Source organism: Planctomycetia bacterium (genome assembly GCA_034440135.1).
In the GTDB taxonomy this organism is placed as follows: domain Bacteria; phylum Planctomycetota; class Planctomycetia; order Pirellulales; family JALHLM01; genus JALHLM01.
Window position 1 is genome coordinate 1 of sequence record JAWXBP010000063.1, and the last position, 19,611, is coordinate 19,611.

A 19,611-nucleotide genomic window follows, 5' to 3' on the forward strand; every position below is an offset into this window, starting at 1 on the left:
CCGTAGTTCAATGGATGGCAGCGTGCGCAATGTTGTTCGTACGCGATCGGCCGCATGTACTGCCCGGCGCCGTCGGGCTGGTGGCAGCTCTGGCAATCCAGATGCTCGAACGCGCCGGTTGGCGTCGGCTGCCCGCGCGGATCGCTGGGCTGCAGATGCTTTTGATGATGGAAGCGAATCGCCGATTTGTCGCGCCACGCAGGCGACGTGCCACCCGCGCTCCATTGCGCCACCTGATGCACGCCATGCTGCGTGCTTGAATCCGTCGCCGGCGGAACATCCGCGCGGAACAATGCGAATTCTGGATGCTGGGCGAAATCCGCGATCTGTGCGGCGAAGTGCAACGGTGCGATCGCGTCTTCTTTCAGGTCCGCATGGCAAGCGGTGCAAAAGCGATTGTCGACGGCCGCCAGCGCCGCTTGCCCATGATGTTCGCGATGGCAATGCGCGCAGTGCGCCATCTGTGCCGACGGATGCTCGTTGTGTTGCGGTCCGGCGTGGCATTGAATGCAGGCGGCGTCGGGCGTGGACGTCGCCGAGTTATCGAACGACACCAGTCGCTGCAGCGGTTGCCAGGACTCTTGATGGCAACGCGCGCAATCATTGGCAATAAATTGATGCGCCTGGGAAATCGACCCGGCGTGAAACACGCGATCATTCCCTGCGCGCTGTTGCCACAACAACCAGCACCCCGCCAGCGCCACCAAGGTCCAACACGCGAATCTTCGCGCTCCGCGCAGCCCGCGCCCGCGCGGCGGCAACTCGGCCGCGACACGTTCGGACAAAGACTTACTGGTACGAAGAAACGGCATTGAGAATGGCGACAGCGATGAGGAACAATCAAAATGTCGAAGCGGCCCTACTTCACCTACTACCTACTTCACCTACTTCCCCACTACCAATACAACGCGGACACGACATGAGCGACGCCCAAGACCAGCAGCGCCCAGGTCAGCGGCACGTGGAGAAACATCCAGCTATGGAGCAGACGATGCAACTTGACCTGCTCTGCCAATTCTCGGCGTTCGTCGCAGGCGTCCCACAGCATTTGCAGTTCGCTATGAAATTCTGGGGGCAATTCGGCACGCAATTGCGCGAATAGCCCTTCGGTCGTCGGCGCATCGGTCAGGTCGCTACTGGGCTGCCAGGAAGCGCCTAGAAACGGCCGGACCTTGCTCTCGTAAACCTGCCTCAGCGGAGCGCTGCCCGGCGCCGCCATCGGCACTCGCGGGCCGCGCGGTTTCGGCGTCGGTTTGGGGGCCGCTTTGACGGCGGTCGCTGCTCCGCCGGCGGGTTCCTGGGTGGGAGCGACCGGGGCGGCCACGGGTTCTGGCGGCGGTTCTGCTGGGATTTCGCTCGTATAGACGACGTATTTGTAGGCTTTGCGACGCGCTTCCTCGACGAGCGGCGGCCGTTCGAACGGCCAAGGGCCGCAGATATCGGCCAGCCGCGCATCGGCCTCGAATTGCAACAGCGCGCAGACATGCGGCACCTGCTCGTAATACGTCTCCCGCGGCACGCGGACCGTCATCATCCGCGGCAACCATTGCTGGAGGGCGAGCGCTAACGCACCGCTCAACGTGATCGCCGCGAGCACTGCCCACAGCACTTGTTCCAGCGTCCCGCCCAGCCGAAAGCCGGAATGGAACAGGATGAGCGGCACGCTCAGTAGCCCGAGCCAGATGTGCCCGCGCAGCCAGGATTGCGCGCTGCCGATTCGCCAGCGGGGAAACTTCTTGCGTACTCCCAGCAACCCGGCGTAAATCATGAGCGCGGAACCGGCGAGGCCAAAGAGCAGCCCCTGCCAACTTCCGCCCACGCCGCCGCCGGGGGTGGACCGAGCATAGAGCGCGTAAGCCAAGGCGGCGACAAGGCCTAGCGCGCCGGTGGCCCATCCCCAGCGTTTATGCGCGACGTCGATCAACACGGCGGCAGCGTCCTTCTGCACCCTGTGTAAATAGCGGCGTCAGCATAGTGGCTGGGGCAATCCAGATATAGTCGGATCGTGATTTACCGCCGAGCGCCTAATTGCTACCTGCCTACTGGGTCCTGGGTGTCGACAAAAAGGCGATAATTCGCATAATTTTCGTTGTCCATAAATCTTGCCTTTGATAGGCTGGAAATTGGACAAGAAAGGCGCCACCCGCTGTGAAACTGGGGACGCGGAGTAACCAGTCTGGGGGTGGTTAGTGCATTGGGCGCCATGCAGGCGGCGCACCGGAGAGCGGATCCATGACATTGAGACAACTTCGAGTGAGTGCGGGCGCGGCAGTCCTGTGCTGCCTGACTGCGGTGACGTCCTGGGGGCATCCCACCCCGTACGGCGACACGTACACGTTCTCGGGCGAGAACTTCCCCAACAGTTTCGGCGTGGTGAAAGAGCCGGAGACGGGCGAGATTTACACCTTTGAATCGCCGGCCCTGAACCTCACCTTCGACGGCATCGCCGAGAACGTCGGCGAATTGCGGATCAATGAACGTGCCGTGAAATTCCCGGGACGATTTGATCTGAACGCGGTACAAGCCGCCGGGATCGACGGTCAAACCGTCTTCGAATTGCTCGACTGGCATAACCCGGGCGAAATCGTTGAATTCTCGTTCGAGCCGCTGGACGGACAATGGATTGCGAACAGCCCCGCTGCCAACAGCAGCTTTACCATCGACGGGCTGGATTGGCTGCATGCGGCGCCAGGCGCCACGCCGCTGTTCCAGCGCCAGAGTTTTTACTTTTATTGGACGAACAACGGCGTGCCCATCGCGAATATGTCATTCGTGTTGGCGGACTTGGGCGTGCTGGTCGGCGATCATCCTTTTGATCCGTCTGTACCCGAGGCGGTCTACATCGCCTACGGCGGCGGCCAGCTCGACGACATCACCGATCCGTATGAAGGCGGCTCGGATGTTCATTCCGGCACACGGCAGCTTGATGCGAACGCTTCCTACGCGTTGCTGCAGCAAGTGTTGAGCATTCCTCCAGCATCGGGCAACGGCTTCCACATTGGCTTTTTGGTCGACATCGACACCGTGATCGACGGCACGTCCGGCGATTTCAACGGCGACGATTTGGTCAACACGGCTGATTACGACATTCTCCGCGCCGGCTTCAACCAAGCGGGCGGATTTGTCGACGGCGACATCAACTTCGACGGTGCGGTGAATCTGGCCGACTTCGTCGATTTCCGCACCTCGTACCAGTTGGCCAATGGCCAGCCGCTGCGCACGGTGCCCGAACCCAGCACGCTGGTACTTGCAGCGCTAGCCTGCGGGGCGACGCTGCTCGTGCGACGCCGCCGTTCAGGGCGCGGGATTCTCGCGGGCCTTGTGGCCGTTGCGGTACTCGCGTGTTCGTCGTCATGGGCCAGCGCTCAGGATCCGATTGAGAACGAGTATGTCGAGAATCTCTGGGTACCGGCGGGACCGGCCGCGGCCGATTGGAATGTCGCCATGAACTGGAATCCCCAGTTTGTGCCCAGCCAACCGATCGCAGGCAATGAATACGGCGTCATCAACAACGGCGGCCGCGCCTACGTTGACGTCAGCGTTGATCCCGCCGCCGGTTTGATCCTTGGCGACGCAGCCGGTGAATCCGGTGCGCTGGAGATTCGCGCCGGCGGCTCGCTCGGTATTGTCCAGTCCTTTGACAATCACGGATTCGCCTACATCGGGCGATACGGCGCCGGTACTCTGGACGTATTGCCGGGCGGCACTTTTTCCCCATTTGCGTTGAACGTCAGCGGCCAGGATAGCCACCTCAACCTCAGCGGCAATGGTATCGTCGCCGTGCAGACGATCGCCCGCTTGGGCCGGACCACGAAGATTTCCGGCGGAACGGCAACCTTCACGGTCGGCACGCTCGATTTGGGCGGCACGCTGATCGCGGAGATTTCGGGCGGCGATCACAGTCCGATTGTCGTGGCCGGTCATGCGAACCTCGTCGCGCCGGTCTTGAAGGTCGAAGGCTCCAACTTCTCTCCGGCCTATGGCGCGGAGTACGACCTCATCGACTCCGCCACGATGAAGGGCGAGTTCGCGAGTCTCGACACCAGCTCCGCGCCAGCCCTGGCGGACGGGCTGCAATATCGCCTGGCCTATACGGAAAAAACGGCGAGCTTGAAGGTCGACAACACGCTCGTCCTGGCCGTTGACCCGGATTCAGGCGCGGCGTCGATTACGAACCTGGTGGGCGCTTCCATCTCGCTCAACGGCTACAGCATCTTGTCTGACAATCTATTGTTGGACGGCGCTTGGTCGAGCCTCGGCGCCGGCTGGTTGTCGGCTTCCCCAGGACCGGGTGCGATCAGCGAGACCAATATCTCCGGCGCGGCAGCGGTCAACGTCGGCGCATCGCTGTCCATCGGCGATTTGTTCGCCGCCGCAGTGCCGATGGAAGAACTCGATCTCGTTTTCGAGTATTCCGCCAACGGCGAGCTGCGTCAGGGCATTGTGAAGTACGGGAGCATCTCCAATCCCGATCAGCCCGGCGACACCGACGGCGATGGCGATGTGGATATCACCGATCTCAACAACGTCCGCAACAATTTCGGTAGCCAGGGCAACCCGGTGGTTGGCGACACGTCGCCCTTCGACGGCGACGTCAACATTACCGACCTGAACAACGTCCGTAACAACTTCGGCGTTGTTCCAGGCGGCGCCTCGGCCGTGCCGGAGCCGTCCACTTGGATCATGGCTTCCTGCAGCGCGCTGGCGTTGCTGGCCGTGGTTCGCCGGAAGCGGTAGTCGCCGATTCTTGTCGTCTATCCCTCGCGGCCCGCGAAGCTTCGGCTTCGTGGGCCGCTTTTGTTGACGCCACGCGTTGATCTTGACCGAGCCGACAGGGACGGAGTCGAATGGCGTCGCACCGGAACGGACTACGCCTCTCGAGACAAACCCCATGCTGAGCGCCGTTTGGTTTCGCGTGCTCCTGGTTGCCTTGGCCGGCGCCTGCGGAGCGCTGGCGCGCTGGGGAACCGGATATTTGGTGCAATCTTCGCTCGGCCGCACCTGGCCGCTGGGCACGCTGGTCGTCAACGCGCTGGGCTGCATCGTCTTTGGCGCCGCCATGGGCTACATCAAGCCTGAGCAGATGCAGCAACCGGGCGATGAAGTGATGCGACTGGTCCTGCTGACCGGCTTTTGCGGGGCGTATACGACTTACAGCACCTTCGCCTTCGACGTTTACGAGCTCTGGATTAGCCGCGGGCCTTGGTGGGCCGTCGGAAACATCGCCGCTCAACTTATCGCCGGTCTGACGGCGATCGTCCTGGGCGTGGCCATGGGGCGCGCGGTCGGTTAGCGTTGAACTTGCCGCAACAATCGTTTGCGTTGCCGCTCCCCGCAACTAGCATGTGCTATGGCGTGCATCAGGACATCGCGGTCGGAATCGCTCGGAAAATGCTCCCGGAATAGGCATCCATGACCTCTAGACGAGCCCGATCGGGGCGCAAACTGTGGGAACAGCTCGAATCGCGGGTGCTGCTCAACGGCACGGCGCTGCTGCCCGATTTGATTCCCTGGGCCGATGAACATTTGGGATTGATGGACGACTGGACGGTCGAAGCCCAGGGCGACGGCCGCACGTTGCTGTTGCTTTCGACCGCGACGGCGAATGTCGGCGCCGGACCGCTGGAATTGAACGGCGGCGCGGCGCACGAAAACGGCACGCAGGACGTCTTTCAGCGCATCGAGTTGAGCGACGGCTCGCACGAAGAACGCCTCGCCGGGGAGTTCGAATACCATCCCGAGCATGACCACGTCCACTTCGCAGGCTTCGCGGAATACAACCTCCGCGCATTGACGTCCGAAAACGGCGTCGGCGACGTGGTCGCGACGGGCGGCAAGACCAGCTTCTGCGTGCTTGATTTGCTGGACTACGACTTGACGCTGCCCGGAGCGCCCGACGAGCCGGCCTTCGCCGAATGCGACACGACGCAAGGTTTGTCCGTCGGGTGGGCCGACATTTACGATCGTGAACTTCCCGATCAATGGATCGATGTAACCGGCGTTCCCGAGGGCGCCTATTGGCTGGAAGTGGTCGTCGATCCCGAGAATCGGCTGCGGGAAAGCGACGACAGCAATAATACTGCGCGTATTTTGATCGACCTCCAAGCGCCGCGACCGCTCGAGCCTGACGCCTTCGAACCGAACGACGCGCGGGCATCCGCCGCAAGTCTGGGGGCCGGCCCCGTGCAGTTGGAGCATCTTTCCATCCATGCGCCAGGCAACCAGGATTGGTTCAAATGGACGGCGACGGCGGCCGGCTCGGTCGACATCATCGCCAACTTCCGTCACGCGGCGGGTGATATCGACCTGTTCGTGTACGATGCATCGGGCCGGCTGATCGATGCCTCGCAAGGCGCCGAGAATTCCGAAAAGATCACGCTCACTTTGACCGCCGGCGAAGCGATCTTCGTTAAGGTGGTTGGATTCGACAACGCCGTGAATGCGGAATACGCGCTCTCGATCGACGTGGACGGCACGCTAGTGCTTCCCGACGCTTGGGAGTCTAACGACAACTTCGCCACGGCCTCCCACTTGGATCCGCTGACGCAAACCATCACCGACTTGAGCCTGCATTCGGAGACGGACGAAGACTATTTCCGCTGGACTTCGCCCGCCAGCGGCCGCCTGACCTTGAAATCGACCTTCGACCACGATCCGGCTCACGTCGAACTCAGCGTCTACGACATGCTGCACTCGCTGATCGGCGAATCGACCAGCAAACCCGGTCTGGCCGAATTGGCGATCGACGTAGTTCATGGTCAGTTGCTGTATTTTCGCGTCGCGAACGCGAGCGCGACGAGCCTGCCCGGCTACGAACTTGCCATCGCGCTTGCACCGCTGCTACACGGCGACACCGATCACAACGGCCAGGTCGATGTGACCGATCTGAACGCGGTCAGAAACCACTTCGGCGCGAACGGCGAACATCTGGCCGGCGACGCCGATTTCGACGGCGACGTCGATGTGACGGACCTGAACGCGGTGAGAAACAACTTCGGCGGGAGTTTGCCGGAGGAGACGATGGTTGCGGCAGTCGTGGCGATTGGCGGGCAAGCGGAACGGAGAAGCGATGTTTTTGCAGTTGACCTCTTGGCGCGGATTGAGACTCCGACGCATCATTTATCCGACGCTATCCGTGACTTTTTTGACGCCCGCGTCCGTCAGCATTTCAGATGGCGTCCCTCGCCCGGCGCGTACGACGTATAATTCAGGATGAGACGCGTTGTCGCCCAAGGAAAAAACGATGAACAAATTGACTCGTATCACCTTCGACCCTCTCGTCATGGGCGGAAAGCCTTGCATTCGCGGCATGCGAGTAACGGTCGGCACGGTCGTGGGACTCATTGCCAGCGGCTATACGAAGCAAGAAATTCTGAAAGACTACCCATACCTCGAAGCGGAGGATATCCGCGAAGCGCTTACCTATGCGGCTTGGCGCGCAGAGGAAATTGAGGCGCCGGTTGTGCGGCCATGAAATTCCTAATTGACATGAACCTTTCGCCGAATTGGGAACAGGCTTTTGCCGCGGAAGGTTGGGGCGCGATTCATTGGAGCCAGGTCGGCGTTCCCTCTGCCGAAGACGACGTCATCATGAGTTATGCTCGTGATCATGGCCTCATTGTCTTCACGAACGATCTTGACTTCGGCACAATGCTCGCGCTAAATCGAGCTGGCTGTCCGAGCGTGGTGCAGGTGAGAACGCAGAACCTGCGCACGAACTATCTCGGACCACTACTGTTTCCGATTCTGCGCGCATACGAAATCCAATTGCTGGACGGCGCATTGCTCGTAATCGACGAGGCGCAGTCCCGAATACGACTGCTACCGCTGCGTCCATGAGAACGTAGCGCCTTACCGTTCGCTCGTCGCCAATGGTGGCAGCCACGAGGTCATGTAGTACGCCCTCGGCGTCGATAGATCCAGCAGCTTCGCCAAGTCCTCGTAACGGCTCGCGGTGGCCGTCGGGCCGAGAAACACGTCCGTCAGCTTCATCATCCGCTGGTATTTGACCACTCGCACTTCCTCGGCGCGGATATTCGCCAACTCCGCGGCGCGCTCCACGGCCGCGGCAAGGAAACCTTCGCGGTCCGCCAGGCCGTTTTCGAGCGCCTGTTTCGCCGTGAAAACCTGGCCGGTGGCCAACTTGTCCAAATCCGCCGGGTTGTCGCGAAACTTCGGCCGACCTGCTTTGATGATGTCTTTGAAGCGCAAGAAGCTGTCGTCCACGAGCGCCTGAAGAATTCCCCGTTCTTCCTCGGTCATCTGCTTGGTGAAGCTGCCGAGATCCTTGAGCGGATGGCTTTTCACCGAATCGTTTTCGACGTTCCATTCCTTCATCAGGTTGGCCACGTTGTAGTGCGGAATGATCACGCCGATCGAACCGGTCCACGTCGTCGGTTCCACGAAGATCGAATCCTTCTCGTCCCCCACGGCCATCGCGACGTAGTACCCGCCGCTAGCCGCGATGCCGCCCATGCTGACCACCATCGGCAGCTTGCGCTCCTCACGCAGTTTCTTCAATTCGTGATAGAGCTGATCGCTGGCCGTCACGCTGCCGCCGGGAGAATCCACGCGCAAGACGACGGCTTTCACGTGCTCGTCTTGCCGCACCTGGTCGATCTGCGATTTGACAAAGCCTTCGCCATCCAAAATTGCGCCGTCCACTGTGATCACGGCGATCTTATCCGGCGAGCGCCAGTCCCCCTCGACGAACTTTTCCTCCAGCGACGTGCCGGTTTGAAAATAGCTGTGGAACATCGTGTACATGCTGAAATTCGCAATCAGCGAGATCATCAGTGCCACGGACACCCCGCGGCTGAACAGCCAACGGAACAAACCCGGCCGCGGCGGCGGGCCGTAGTGAATCGGGCGCTCGACCACCATCTGGGCGGGAACGATCGGAGCGGCATGCGAGGCGGCGGGCTGATACGGCAATTCCATCGGACGAACTTTCGAAACAAGATTGCGAAATGTCGAGCGTGCCCGGACATTGTACGCGATGGCAGGCGCGCACCAACAGGCGCGGCGCCGCGTATTACTGGCCAGTTCCATCCCACCGGAGGATCGCCATGCGCTTTAACTTCAGTATCAAGTCGCTGATGTTGCTTTCGGCCGTGATTGCGGTCGCCCTTGGCACACTCTCCGGCCAATCCCCCTGGTGGAGCACTGTCCAGGACTCGATCGTCTGGGGAACGCTCCTCTACGCAGTCATCGCCGCCTGGGCCGCGCGCGGCGCCAAGCAGCAATTCGCCCGAGGTTACGCGGTCGCCGGCATTCTCTATTTTTTGATGGCCTTCGACCATTCGTACCGGAGTCTGCCTGGACCGCAACACGCCACGGATCAAGTCGCCCGGCGTGTTTACGAGGTCGTAGAAAATTTGCGCTTCCGAGGATGGATCGACGGAGGTCCGACAGACCAAGAAATCCAGCAGATCCTCCTGCGGCGCCAGGCCGGTCAGCCGACGACCTGGGGCCAATGTTTGATTGGACCCAACGCACGGCGAACTGCCTGATGACCATGGCAGTCGGCTGCTTCGGCGGCTGGCTGTTCCGTTCACTCGCCTCGAACACCGCGAAGGAAGTCTCCGCGGCCACCTAGCAACCGCGCCGACGGCCAACTACACTCCCGGTGACCAGCAACTAAGCTGTGGGAGGCGTCTCCGACGCCGATGGAGTGGACGTCGCCGGTGGGACACACATCGGACGCCAATGCCCAACGTGTCGGCGTCGGAGACGCCTCCCACAGATTTGAACTTCTCCTCGGTTTAGCTAGCGGAGCGGACTCATGTCGCGCACGATCACGATTCTCACCTTGGCACTGCTCGCTTGTGTTGCAGCTACGGTCACCCGCGCCGCGGAACCTGTCTTCCGCGCCGAGCTGGTCTTCCCGCTCCACCCGCAACACAATCATGCGCCCGGCATCGCCGAAGCGCCGAACGGCGACTTGATCGTCTCGTGGTATCGCGGGTCCGGCGAGCGCAAGGCCGACGACGTGGCCGTCTTCGGTTCGCGCCAGCGGAGGGGCGAAACTGCTTGGAGCGACGCTTTTCTGATGGTCGATACGCCCGGCTTTCCGGACGGCAACACGGCGCTTTGGGTCGACCGCAAGGGACGGCTGTGGCTGTTCTGGCCGGTGGTAATCGCCAACTCCTGGGAATCGTGCCTCACGCAGTATCTCGTGTCGGACGAGTACAGCGCCGATGGCTGTCCCAAGTGGTCGTGGCGCGGGTCGATCTTCTTGAAGCCCGAACGCTTCGCCGAGCGCATACTTGCCGGACTGAAAGAACGCCTGGCCCTGGGCAAAGTTGGCGAAGAAGAAAAGAAAGTCGCCGCGTACGTCGAAGAACACGTCGTGGATAAACTTTCCTCGCGCCTCGGCTGGCAAACGCGTTGCAAGCCAACGGTGCTGCCCAGTGGCCGCATCTTGTTGCCACTCTATACGGACCTCTACTCGGTCTCGTTGATGGCGATCAGCGACGACGGCGGCGAAACCTGGTTCGGCAGCGAGCCGCTGGCGGGCTTCGGCAACATCCAACCGGCGGTGTTGCGCCGCGACGACGGCACGCTGGTGGCCTACATGCGCGAGAACGGCCCGCTCGAAAAAATCCGCGCGGCGGAATCCAAGGACGACGGGATGTCCTGGGGCCCAGTCGGCACCATCGACCTGCCGAACCCCGGCGCTGGCATTGACGCCGTCCGGCTCGCCAACGGCCACTGGGCCATGATCTACAACGACACCACGAGCGGCCGCAACAGCCTGGCGGTCTCCATTTCCACCGACGAAGGCCGCACCTGGCCCCATACCCGGCATCTGGAAAAACAGGAGCAAGGCTCGTATCACTACCCGGCCATCATTCAGGGCCAGGATGGAATGTTGCACTTCGTGTACAGCTACTTCGTCGAGGAAGGCAAAAGCATGAAGCACGCGGTGGCGAACGAAGAGTGGGTACTGGCGGGGGATTGAGGTAGCACGTTTCGAGGGCGTTTTGACGTAGAATAGAGGCGGCGAAGCCGGGCTAAAACGCAACTCTCCATTCGCGGTGGCAAACCATGGACGCACTACGCATCCCCCTGCGGATCGTTTTCTACCGGGACGACGACGGCGACTGGATCGCCCGCTGCCTGGAATTCGATCTTTGTGGAGATGGCTCCACGAAGGAAGCAGCGGCTGCCATGTTGACGAAAGCGATCGACATCCAGGTCGAGCAGTCCACGGCCGACCGTAACCTGGCCAACCTGCTCACGCCCGCAGAAAGCGAATACTTCCGCATGTTTGCCGCGGGCCACGATGTGGCCGTGGCGGAATTGCACCTCTCTCCCCGAAGTCCTTCGCCGATTTTGATCGAAAGCATGGAAGCGCGGGAGTACGATTCTAGTGCGGCGGATGCAGGTCGCTTCACCACGTCCTACGAACTACCGGTGTAGTCAAATGACGCTCGCGGACGTTTTCATCCACGACACGTATCTGCAGGTGGACCAGCCGCATTGGTGGATGTTTGGCCTGGGAGCGTTTGCGATCGTCGGAGTCGCGACAGTGATCATTACATTTGCGAAGTACCGCAAGCGGCCGTAATTGCTGACGTCGGCAGTTCTTGAGGGATTTCGTGACATTTGCCCAGCCGACCCTATAACGGCGTCAATTCGCCACGCTAAATACACGCTCGCTCAGTTTTCTCACATGGCTAAAGCCCCCAAGAAAAAGCCCGCCGCGGCCTCCGCGAAGAATGATCCAGGCAAGCTTGCCACCGAAATCCAGCGGGTCGATCGGGAGTTGATTAAGCTCGCCAATGAACGGGCGCGCCTGAGCGGACAGGTCATCAAGGCGGGCGGGCCGACGCACTCTGATCTCTCCGAAATCGACTATCACAACCTGGTTTCGGTCCACAACCAGGGGCCGCTCGCGGACCGCGCCGTGGCGTCGATGTTCCGCGAGCTCCTTTCTGGGATCGACGCGTGCCATCAGCGGCAGCGGGTCGCCTATCTAGGGCCGATGTACAGTTACACCCACCTCGCTGCACTAGAGAAATTCGGGCACTCCGCCGATCTGGTGCCGGTCGGCAATATTGTTGCCGTGTTCGAGGAAGTGAATCGCGGGCATGCGAAATACGGGGTGGTGCCCATCGAGAACTCCACCGACGGACGGATCACCGACACGCTCGACACCTTCACCCGACTGCCGATGAAAATCTGCGGCGAGGTCGCCCTGCCGATCCACCACAACCTGCTCGGCAAATGTCCGCGGAGCGATGTCACCGAGGTCTACAGCAAGCCGCAGGCGATCTCGCAGTGTCGCAACTGGCTGGCCAAACACCTGCCGCAAGCCCGGCCGATCGAGGTGACGAGCACTTCGGCTGCCGCCCAGTTGGCCCGCGAAAAACCCGGCGCCGCAGCGATCGCCAGCCTTGAAGCCGGGGTCCATTACGGCCTGGAAGTGCTGGCCGAGAGCATCGAGGACAACCCCGCCAACCAGACTCGATTTGCCGTTATCGGTCAGCATTCGGGCCCCCGGACTGGGAACGACAAGACGGCCCTGATGTGCGACCTGCAGCACCGCCCCGGCTCGCTGGCCGACGCCCTGCAGATTTTCAAAAAGCACAAGCTGAACCTCACCTGGATCGAGTCCTTCCCCTTCCCCGCCGAACCAGGCCGCTATTTCTTCTTCCTGGAGCTCCTAGGGCACGAAACCGACCCGGCGGTCCGCAAAGCCATCGCCGAGTTGGAGCCCCAATCCCGACGGCTGGTGGTGCTGGGGGCCTACCCAAGGGCGACGGCCCGCGAGTAGACTGATGGATTCGATTTTTAGGGGAGTTTGAAGTTTTCAGTGTTCAGTTTTCAGTGAGGACTTGGCGTCCAAACACTGAAAACTGAACACTGAAAACTTCAAACTGTCCCCCCATCCCGCCGCAGGACTTGGACCCGCTACCGTGATTATTGTTCTCAAAAGCAACGTTACCGAAGATCAGATTCGGCATGTGATTGAGCGGATCGAGTCGCTGGGGATGAAGGCCCATTTGAGCCGTGGTACCTACCGCACGATCATCGGCGTCATCGGCGACGAGCGGAAACTGCAGGGAGAGCCGATCACCGCGATTCCTGGAGTAGCCGACGTGGTGCCGATCTTGCCCCCCTTTAAACTGGCCAGTCTGGAAGCGCATCCCACGCCGAGCATCGTCAACGTGGCCGGCATCAAGATTGGCGGCGGGCATCTGGCGATGATCGCCGGCCCGTGCGCGGTGGAAGACGCCGAGCGGATGCACATTATCGCTGCCGCGGTGAAAGCGGCCGGCGCGAACATCTTCCGCGGCGGCGCTTTCAAGCCTCGCACCAGCCCCTATGCTTACCAAGGCATGGGCGAAGACGGCCTTAAACTGCTGCGCGAAGTCGGCGATCAGCACGGCATGCCGATCGTCACCGAGGTGATGGACCCGCGCCGCGTGGAGATGGTGGCCGAGTACGCCGACATGATTCAGATCGGCGCTCGCAACATGCAGAATTTCACGCTGCTGAGCGAAGTCGGCCAAACGAAAAAGCCCGTGTTGCTCAAGCGTGGCATGAGCGCCACGATCAAAGACCTGCTGATGAGCGCCGAATACATCCTCGCCCAAGGAAATTCGCAACTCGTGCTCTGCGAGCGCGGCGTGAAGGGCTTCGATACCGAAACCCGGAACATGTACGACGTCGCCGCCGTGCCGGCCGTCAAAGCGCTCTCGCACTTGCCGATCATCGTCGATCCGAGCCACGCCACGGGGCGGCCGGATCTGATTCCGCCTTGTGCGCTGGCAGGCGTCGCCGCCGGCGCGGACGGCGTCCACATCGAGGTTCATAACTGTCCGGAAAAGGCGCTTTCGGACGGACCGCAGGCCTTGCTGCCGGAGCAATACGCCGCCCTCGCCAAGCAAATCGCCGCCCTCGCCAAATTGTTGGGTAAAGAGATTTCCGCACTCGAAGGAGTTCCCGCGTGAGACGACCGCTGATCGTCGGCAACTGGAAGATCAATCTCAATCGGGCCGAGGCGGTCCGGCTCGCAGAAGAACTGAAGCCCCTCGCGGCCGACAAGCCCGGGGTGGATGTTGTCGTGTGCCCTCCGTTTGTGTACCTCGACGCCGTCCGCGGCGTCCTTTCCGGCACGCGCTGGGGCTGGGGCGCGCAAGATATGGCCCATCAAGCGAACGGCGCCTTCACGGGCGAGGTCAGCGCTGCGATGCTGCTCGATCTGGGCTGCAAGTACGTGATTCTGGGCCACAGCGAACGCCGCCACGTATTCGGGGAGACCGATGCTGAGATCAACGCCAAGACGCATGCGGCCCTGGCCGCCGGATTGACGCCCATCGTCTGCGTCGGCGAACTGCTGGCCGAGCGGGAAGCTAGGCAAACCGGCGCGGTGATCGAAAGGCAGTTCGCCGAGTCGCTCGCCGGGCTAACCCCCGAGCAGATGGTCAAGACTGTCATCGCCTACGAGCCCGTTTGGGCCATCGGCACCGGCAAAGTGGCCACGCCGGAACAGGCCGAAGAGGTCCATCGTGATCTTCGCAAGTTGTTGACCAGTCGATACAATGCGGCGACAGCGGAGGCGGTGCGGATTCAATACGGCGGGAGCGTCAAGCCCGGCAACGCCGCGTCGCTGCTCCAGCAGCCGAACATCGACGGCGCTCTGGTCGGCGGAGCCTGCCTCACCAGTGCCGACTTCGGCGGCATTATCGCCGCCGCTGGGTAAGATCAACTTCGCACATTCAACCCCTGGGGTTTCCGACCGTGTGGGACGCACTTGGCTATTTGTTGACCGGACTGTTGCTGCTGACGTCGATTTTCCTCGTCTTGCTGATCCTCGTTCAACGGGGTAAAGGCGGCGGTCTCGTCGGCGCGCTCGGCGGCATGGGCGGCCAAAGCGCCTTTGGCGCGAAGGCCGGCGGCATCTTCTGGGCCACCTCGATCGCGGCCGGCGTTTGGATTTTGCTTTGCATCTGCACGGTGAAATACAACTCCACCGGCACGAAGGCCTTCGCCGGCGCATCTGGGGCGAACGTCAATCACCTGAAGGACGCTCCGTCGACGATCGGACCGGTGACTGACCCGACGAAAACTCCCGTAACCGGCGCAGGAGACGCGGCAGCGACGGGAACGGCGAATACGCCACCTCCGGTTAATGGCACGGCGACGCAGGGCGAAGTCACAGGTGACAAGGACTTCGAGGACCAGAACTCGGCCCCCGTCGGCGATGCTGCGAAGTAGTCGCCGCGTAAGCGTAATCACGCGCGCTGTCGTCCGACAGCGCTATTACCATTCATCGACATGCCGGCAAGTAAGAGGTGGCGTCCTGTGTTGCTGAGCATGACTGGGTTTGGCGAGGCGCACCGCACGGTCGAGGGACTGTCGGTCGTCGTCGAAGTGCGCACGATCAACAGCCGCTACTTCAAGCTTTCGCTGCGCTGTCCCGAGGGCTTTAACGCCTTGGAGGGCGAAATCGAATCCGTCGTGCGCGAGCAAGTTCGCCGCGGCACCATTCAGGTCACGCTCCGCATCGATCGCGCCCATCGCCCCGACGATTATCGGCTCGACGCCGAAGTGCTCAACGGCTATCGCCTGCAACTCGAAGCGATTCAAAAGCGCTGGCAGCTCCCCGATCCGCTCCCGCTCGCGCACATGCTGGCGCTCCCCGGCGTGGTGCATGAATCAATCGCCACGGCCAGCGACGCTTCGCGAGTTTGGCCGGTAATCAAAGAGACGCTCGACGCCGCGCTCGGCAATCTTGCCAAGATGCGGGCTGACGAAGGACGCGCGATGGCGGCCGACCTGGAGACCAATCGCCTGGTCATCGCGACGGAACTCAAAAAGATCGAAGCCCGCGCGCCGGTCGTGCAAGACGCTTATCGGACGCGGCTCACGGAGCGCGTGAATCGGTCGCTGGCGGAGTTTCAAATTACGCTCGCTCCAGAGGACCTCATCAAAGAGCTGGCCGTCTACGCCGACCGGAGCGACATCTCCGAGGAAACCGTCCGCCTCGCCAGCCATCTGGAGCAGTTCCAAACCATCATGCAGAACGAGGAGGGCGCCGGCCGCAAGCTGGAATTCCTCACCCAGGAAATGTTCCGCGAAACGAACACCATCGGCTCTAAGTGCAACGACGTCGAAATCGCCCGCCAGGTGATCGAGATCAAGACTGCGATCGAACGGATCCGGGAACAAATCCAGAACGTGGAGTGATGCGCTTTGAACTGCGGAGGGTTTGAGACGCGGAAGAGGAATGACAAATTTCTAAATCTGAATGTCGAATCAATGTCGAAGTTCGAATGTCGAATGATTCGGGGTGTTGACGCAGCCCGTAAATTGCCAAGTTGGATTTAACTATCTCCCTTCGGATTTCGTCATTCAAATTTGATTCGACATTCCAATTTAGAAATTCAAATTTCCCCACAGTCCGCTCCGCGTCTTAGCGCCTCCGCGGTTCAAATTGATACTTCCGCCATGATTTCCAACTCGCCCGGTAAGCTCGTTGTTATTTCCGGGCCCTCCGGGGCCGGGAAGACAACGGTCCTGCGCGAGGTGTTTCAACGGGCGTCCGCCCCGCTGGTCGCCAGCATTTCGGCCACCACCCGGCAGCCCCGGCCCGGGGAGCAGAACGGCCTGGACTACCATTTCCTCGCTCCGGAGGAGTTCGCCCGTCGGCGCGATTCGGGCGCATTTCTCGAATGTTGCGAGGTTTACGGCCGCGGCGACTGGTATGGCACCCTGAAAGGGGAGGTGGCCCCTAGATTGGCCGCCGGGAAATGGGTAGTCTTAGAGATTGACGTTCACGGCACCCTCGCCGTGCTCGAGCACTATCCGGACGCCGTGACGATTTTCTTGCGGCCCAGTAGTATGGCCGAATTGGAGCGGCGGTTGCGCGAGCGCGGGACCGAGACCGAGGATGCCCTGCGTCGCCGGCTGGCCGTGGCCGCCGAAGAACTAAAGTCCATCGAACGGTATCGCTATCAGGTCATCAATGATGACGTGGAACTCGCGGTCGCCGAACTGTGTCGCATATTGACCCCTGACTCTTGATAAGGAATCGCGATGATCGACGAATTGCGCGAGGAAGAGATCGTCAACAAGGTCGGAGGCCGTTTCAAGCTCTCCACCCTGATCCAGAAGCGTTTGGTCGCCCTCAATGGCGGACACCGTCCGCTGATTCAAACCGAAAGCACCGACAAGCTGCGGATCGTGATCCAAGAGATCATGCAGGACAAGATCTACCTCGACGCCTCGAACAATCTCCGCGTCACCGGCGCATCGACCGAGGCCGGCGGCCCGCCCGAACTCGATCTGGCGAACCTGTAGGCATCGCTACCAAAACAAGTGATGAGTGCGGAGTGATGAGTGATGAGTCGAAAACTTTCATCACTCATCACTCCGCACTCATCACTTCCTTCTTATGGCCCGCATCCTCATCACCTCCGGGCCGACGCGACAATACCTCGATCCGGTCCGCTATCTCACCAACGCCTCCAGCGGGCGCATGGGCCAAGCACTGGCTGAGGCCGCGCTCGCCCGCGGACATGATGTGGTGATCGTCTCCGGACCGGTGCTGGTCGCCTATCCGGATCGCGCTCAGGTCCACGACGTCGTCTCGACCGAAGAGATGTTGGAAATCTGCCAGCGCCTGTTTCCGGAAGTCGACGGCGTCATCGGCGTCGCCGCTCCCTGCGATTACCGCCCCGAACGTGTCGCTGATCACAAGATCGCCAAGACGGGCGAACCGCTGTTGCTGCATCTAATTGAAACGCCCGATGTGATCGCCACGCTCGGCGCCTCCAAAACCCACCAATGGGTCGTCGGCTTCGCCCTGGAAACCGACGATCAGCGCCTGCGCGCCCTGGCCAAACTAGAACGCAAAAGCTGCGATCTGATGGTCCTCAACGGCCCCGAGGCCATGCACTCGGAAGATAACAGCGTCGAGATTCTCGACCCGCATGGCGCGGTGATCGCCGCCCATGCGGGCCCCAAATCGGAAGTGGCCAAACAAATCTTCGCAATCATCGAACAGCGGTTGATCCGAGCCACCGAGTAAGGCAGTTTAGCCCGCGAAACACGCGAAAGGAATTCGCGGCACAGCGACCAGGGATTCGCTCAGCTGGAAGTTGTTCGATTTAGCACGGCAATGCAACTTGAACCAACTCGATTTTTTTTCGCGTCATTTCGCGTGTTTCGCGGGCCACTCCGAAGGTTAAATCGATGGGCGTTACCTGTTCCCTGGTCGGCATCGTGATGCTTTTCGGCCTGGCGGCGATGGCGCTCGTCCTCGTGGCAGGCAAGCGTGACGAATGACTTGAATCGACCGGCGCGGTGATTTAGACTCGAAGCTCACCTTTGTCACGGCCGCCCCATGCTTTCCATCGACGAAATCGACGGCATCACCATCATCGGCTTCGAGCCGGAATACGATGCCTTGGACGAGCCGGCGATGGACCGCACGCGGAGAGAGCTGCTGGACGCCGCGGAACACCGTCCACCGCTGATGCTCTGCGATTTCTCGCGGACCAAGTACTTTGGCTCGGGCTTTATCGATATCCTCTCCAACGCTTCGCAACAATTACGGGCGCGCGGCGGCAAAATGGTCCTCTGTGGACTGCAACCATTCTGCGAAAAAGTACTCACGGCCGCGAATCTCGAGGAGCTCTGGGACTTCGTCAAGTCCCGCGAGGCGGCCATCGCGGCGCTCCGCCAAGACTGACGTGCAGCGCCTCGACTTGACTAGAGCTACGCGTAATCCTGCGTCGTCGGCTTGATAACTAGCTCCGCCACGTTCGCACGCGGCGGCAGGCAGGCCACCATCAGCGCCGCGGCGGCGACGTCTTCCGGCTGGAGCATCCGCGCCCGGTGTTCGGATGTCGGCGGCGTGGGGCGGTTTTTCAGGATCGGCGTTTCCACTTCGCCGGGGCAGATCGTCGTTACGCGCACGCCATTGCGGCCGTCTTCCAAAGACACGCTCGTGCCGAGCGCCGTCATGGCGAATTTCGAGGCGTTATAGCCCACGCCTCCCAACAAGCTCGCGCGCTTGCCGGACGTCGACGAGATATTGATGATCACGCCGTCCCGCCGTTCGCGCATCTGCGGCAGCACTTCGCGCATGCAATTGAACGCGCCGGACACGTTGATCGCGAACATCCGGTCCCAGTCTTCGCCGCTCAGCTCGTGCATCATCCGTTTCGGCACATTGATGCCGGCGCTGTTCACGAGGATGTGAATCTGGCCGAGCCGATAGCCAGCTTCCTGAAACAGCGCCGCCACCTGCTCGCGATTTCCCACGTCGGCCTGGCAAGTCAGGATCGTAGAATGCTTTGCCGCGGTTTCGGAGAGCTGTTCTTTGCCGCGCCCGGCCACCATCACCTTGCACCCTTCGGCGGCCAAGGCCCAGGCGATCGCCTGCCCAATCCCGCTCCCGCCCCCAGTCACCACCGCCGCTTTACCTTCGAGTCGCATGAGTATTCCCCTTCGAGACGCATGAGACTGTGGTTGTAGCCGCGACGCCATAACTAAGCTAGTGTTTCGTCAGACCTTGATTTTGGGGTAGACCGATTTGAGTTTATAGCGGGCGTCGGTGATTTTCATGTGCCAGTCGACGCCGCGTTGCGTGGC

22 protein-coding genes are annotated in these 19,611 nt (G+C 61.3%); 18 read left to right on the forward strand and 4 right to left on the reverse strand.

The genetic code is table 11. From position 1 onward, the window contains the following. A partial coding sequence (locus SGJ19_03540) for a hypothetical protein (protein ID MDZ4779307.1) occupies positions 1-785 on the reverse strand: 785 nt, incomplete at its 3' end. Between the two features lie 110 nt (positions 786-895). Further along, complete coding sequence (locus tag SGJ19_03545; GenBank protein MDZ4779308.1) at positions 896-1,948, reverse strand: hypothetical protein; 1,053 nt, start codon at positions 1,946-1,948, stop codon at positions 896-898. A 284-nt stretch (positions 1,949-2,232) separates the two neighbouring features. Here SGJ19_03545 and SGJ19_03550 point away from each other — a divergent pair, with 284 nt between their 5' ends. The 5 genes from SGJ19_03550 to SGJ19_03570 all read left to right on the forward strand — a co-directional run bounded on the left by SGJ19_03550 (position 2,233) and on the right by SGJ19_03570 (position 7,839). Continuing rightward, positions 2,233-4,737 carry a PEP-CTERM sorting domain-containing protein gene (locus SGJ19_03550; protein MDZ4779309.1) on the forward strand — a complete coding sequence of 835 codons (2,505 nt, stop codon included), beginning with the start codon at positions 2,233-2,235 and terminating at the stop codon, positions 4,735-4,737. 154 nt (positions 4,738-4,891) lie between these two features. Beyond that, complete coding sequence (gene crcB / locus SGJ19_03555) at positions 4,892-5,293, forward strand: fluoride efflux transporter CrcB (protein ID MDZ4779310.1); 402 nt, start codon at positions 4,892-4,894, stop codon at positions 5,291-5,293. 119 nt (positions 5,294-5,412) lie between these two features. Beyond that, the gene (locus tag SGJ19_03560) at positions 5,413-7,206 is read left to right on the forward strand and encodes a lysyl oxidase family protein (GenBank protein ID MDZ4779311.1); all 1,794 of its coding nucleotides are present in this window, start codon (positions 5,413-5,415) and stop codon (positions 7,204-7,206) included. A 37-nt stretch (positions 7,207-7,243) separates the two neighbouring features. Next, positions 7,244-7,474 carry a DUF433 domain-containing protein gene (locus SGJ19_03565; GenBank protein MDZ4779312.1) on the forward strand — a complete coding sequence of 77 codons (231 nt, stop codon included), beginning with the start codon at positions 7,244-7,246 and terminating at the stop codon, positions 7,472-7,474. Further along, on the forward strand, positions 7,471-7,839 hold the full coding sequence (locus SGJ19_03570; GenBank protein ID MDZ4779313.1) for a DUF5615 family PIN-like protein: 369 nt from the start codon (positions 7,471-7,473) through the stop codon (positions 7,837-7,839). The genes SGJ19_03565 and SGJ19_03570 overlap by 4 nt, the downstream gene beginning before the upstream one ends. 12 nt (positions 7,840-7,851) lie before the next feature. Here SGJ19_03570 and sppA read toward each other — a convergent pair whose 3' ends face one another. Continuing rightward, the gene (gene sppA / locus SGJ19_03575; protein ID MDZ4779314.1) at positions 7,852-8,940 is read right to left on the reverse strand and encodes a signal peptide peptidase SppA; all 1,089 of its coding nucleotides are present in this window, start codon (positions 8,938-8,940) and stop codon (positions 7,852-7,854) included. Positions 8,941-9,068: 128 nt separating this feature from the next. Here sppA and SGJ19_03580 point away from each other — a divergent pair, with 128 nt between their 5' ends. From SGJ19_03580 to SGJ19_03640, 13 genes are all read left to right on the forward strand, one after another. After that, a complete protein-coding gene (locus tag SGJ19_03580; GenBank protein ID MDZ4779315.1) occupies positions 9,069-9,512 on the forward strand; it encodes a hypothetical protein in 444 nt (147 codons plus the stop codon). 272 nt (positions 9,513-9,784) lie between these two features. Further along, on the forward strand, positions 9,785-10,963 hold the full coding sequence (locus SGJ19_03585; GenBank protein ID MDZ4779316.1) for a sialidase family protein: 1,179 nt from the start codon (positions 9,785-9,787) through the stop codon (positions 10,961-10,963). Positions 10,964-11,049: 86 nt separating this feature from the next. Beyond that, positions 11,050-11,424 carry a hypothetical protein gene (locus SGJ19_03590; protein MDZ4779317.1) on the forward strand — a complete coding sequence of 125 codons (375 nt, stop codon included), beginning with the start codon at positions 11,050-11,052 and terminating at the stop codon, positions 11,422-11,424. Positions 11,425-11,428: 4 nt separating this feature from the next. Then, a complete protein-coding gene (locus tag SGJ19_03595) occupies positions 11,429-11,572 on the forward strand; it encodes a hypothetical protein (GenBank protein MDZ4779318.1) in 144 nt (47 codons plus the stop codon). Positions 11,573-11,677: 105 nt separating this feature from the next. Beyond that, positions 11,678-12,781 carry a prephenate dehydratase gene (pheA, locus tag SGJ19_03600; GenBank protein MDZ4779319.1) on the forward strand — a complete coding sequence of 368 codons (1,104 nt, stop codon included), beginning with the start codon at positions 11,678-11,680 and terminating at the stop codon, positions 12,779-12,781. 142 nt (positions 12,782-12,923) lie between these two features. Next, entirely contained in the window at positions 12,924-13,961 is a 1,038-nt protein-coding gene (gene aroF, locus SGJ19_03605; GenBank protein ID MDZ4779320.1) for a 3-deoxy-7-phosphoheptulonate synthase, read from the forward strand. Continuing rightward, entirely contained in the window at positions 13,958-14,713 is a 756-nt protein-coding gene (tpiA, locus tag SGJ19_03610) for a triose-phosphate isomerase (GenBank protein MDZ4779321.1), read from the forward strand. Before aroF ends, tpiA begins: the two co-directional genes overlap by 4 nt. Before the next feature lie 38 nt (positions 14,714-14,751). Further along, positions 14,752-15,228 carry a preprotein translocase subunit SecG gene (gene secG / locus SGJ19_03615; GenBank protein ID MDZ4779322.1) on the forward strand — a complete coding sequence of 159 codons (477 nt, stop codon included), beginning with the start codon at positions 14,752-14,754 and terminating at the stop codon, positions 15,226-15,228. 87 nt (positions 15,229-15,315) lie between these two features. Further along, on the forward strand, positions 15,316-16,200 hold the full coding sequence (locus tag SGJ19_03620) for a YicC/YloC family endoribonuclease (protein MDZ4779323.1): 885 nt from the start codon (positions 15,316-15,318) through the stop codon (positions 16,198-16,200). Positions 16,201-16,461: 261 nt separating this feature from the next. Next, positions 16,462-17,037 (forward strand): guanylate kinase, encoded by a 576-nt coding sequence (gmk, locus tag SGJ19_03625; GenBank protein ID MDZ4779324.1) that lies wholly within the window; start codon positions 16,462-16,464, stop codon positions 17,035-17,037. A gap of 12 nt (positions 17,038-17,049) precedes the next feature. Further along, positions 17,050-17,313 (forward strand): DNA-directed RNA polymerase subunit omega, encoded by a 264-nt coding sequence (locus SGJ19_03630; protein MDZ4779325.1) that lies wholly within the window; start codon positions 17,050-17,052, stop codon positions 17,311-17,313. A 94-nt stretch (positions 17,314-17,407) separates the two neighbouring features. After that, positions 17,408-18,043: a phosphopantothenoylcysteine decarboxylase gene (locus SGJ19_03635; protein MDZ4779326.1), complete on the forward strand. Its 636-nt coding sequence runs from the start codon at positions 17,408-17,410 to the stop codon at positions 18,041-18,043. Between the two features lie 315 nt (positions 18,044-18,358). Further along, entirely contained in the window at positions 18,359-18,706 is a 348-nt protein-coding gene (locus tag SGJ19_03640) for an STAS domain-containing protein (protein MDZ4779327.1), read from the forward strand. 26 nt (positions 18,707-18,732) lie between these two features. Here SGJ19_03640 and SGJ19_03645 read toward each other — a convergent pair whose 3' ends face one another. Beyond that, the gene (locus tag SGJ19_03645) at positions 18,733-19,455 is read right to left on the reverse strand and encodes an SDR family oxidoreductase (protein MDZ4779328.1); all 723 of its coding nucleotides are present in this window, start codon (positions 19,453-19,455) and stop codon (positions 18,733-18,735) included. Positions 19,456-19,611 lie beyond the last annotated feature (156 nt).

Coding starts and splice junctions, on each gene's coding strand:
- SGJ19_03550 (MDZ4779309.1), top strand. CDS start 2,233: ATGACATTGAGACAACTTCGAGTGAGTGCGGGCGCGGCAGTCCTGTGC.
- crcB (MDZ4779310.1), top strand. CDS start 4,892: ATGCTGAGCGCCGTTTGGTTTCGCGTGCTCCTGGTTGCCTTGGCCGGC.
- SGJ19_03560 (MDZ4779311.1), top strand. CDS start 5,413: ATGACCTCTAGACGAGCCCGATCGGGGCGCAAACTGTGGGAACAGCTC.
- SGJ19_03565 (MDZ4779312.1), top strand. CDS start 7,244: ATGAACAAATTGACTCGTATCACCTTCGACCCTCTCGTCATGGGCGGA.
- SGJ19_03570 (MDZ4779313.1), top strand. CDS start 7,471: ATGAAATTCCTAATTGACATGAACCTTTCGCCGAATTGGGAACAGGCT.
- sppA (MDZ4779314.1), bottom strand. CDS start 8,940: ATGGAATTGCCGTATCAGCCCGCCGCCTCGCATGCCGCTCCGATCGTT.
- SGJ19_03580 (MDZ4779315.1), top strand. CDS start 9,069: ATGCGCTTTAACTTCAGTATCAAGTCGCTGATGTTGCTTTCGGCCGTG.
- SGJ19_03585 (MDZ4779316.1), top strand. CDS start 9,785: ATGTCGCGCACGATCACGATTCTCACCTTGGCACTGCTCGCTTGTGTT.
- SGJ19_03590 (MDZ4779317.1), top strand. CDS start 11,050: ATGGACGCACTACGCATCCCCCTGCGGATCGTTTTCTACCGGGACGAC.
- SGJ19_03595 (MDZ4779318.1), top strand. CDS start 11,429: ATGACGCTCGCGGACGTTTTCATCCACGACACGTATCTGCAGGTGGAC.
- pheA (MDZ4779319.1), top strand. CDS start 11,678: ATGGCTAAAGCCCCCAAGAAAAAGCCCGCCGCGGCCTCCGCGAAGAAT.
- gmk (MDZ4779324.1), top strand. CDS start 16,462: ATGATTTCCAACTCGCCCGGTAAGCTCGTTGTTATTTCCGGGCCCTCC.
- SGJ19_03630 (MDZ4779325.1), top strand. CDS start 17,050: ATGATCGACGAATTGCGCGAGGAAGAGATCGTCAACAAGGTCGGAGGC.
- SGJ19_03635 (MDZ4779326.1), top strand. CDS start 17,408: ATGGCCCGCATCCTCATCACCTCCGGGCCGACGCGACAATACCTCGAT.
- SGJ19_03640 (MDZ4779327.1), top strand. CDS start 18,359: ATGCTTTCCATCGACGAAATCGACGGCATCACCATCATCGGCTTCGAG.
- SGJ19_03645 (MDZ4779328.1), bottom strand. CDS start 19,455: ATGCGACTCGAAGGTAAAGCGGCGGTGGTGACTGGGGGCGGGAGCGGG.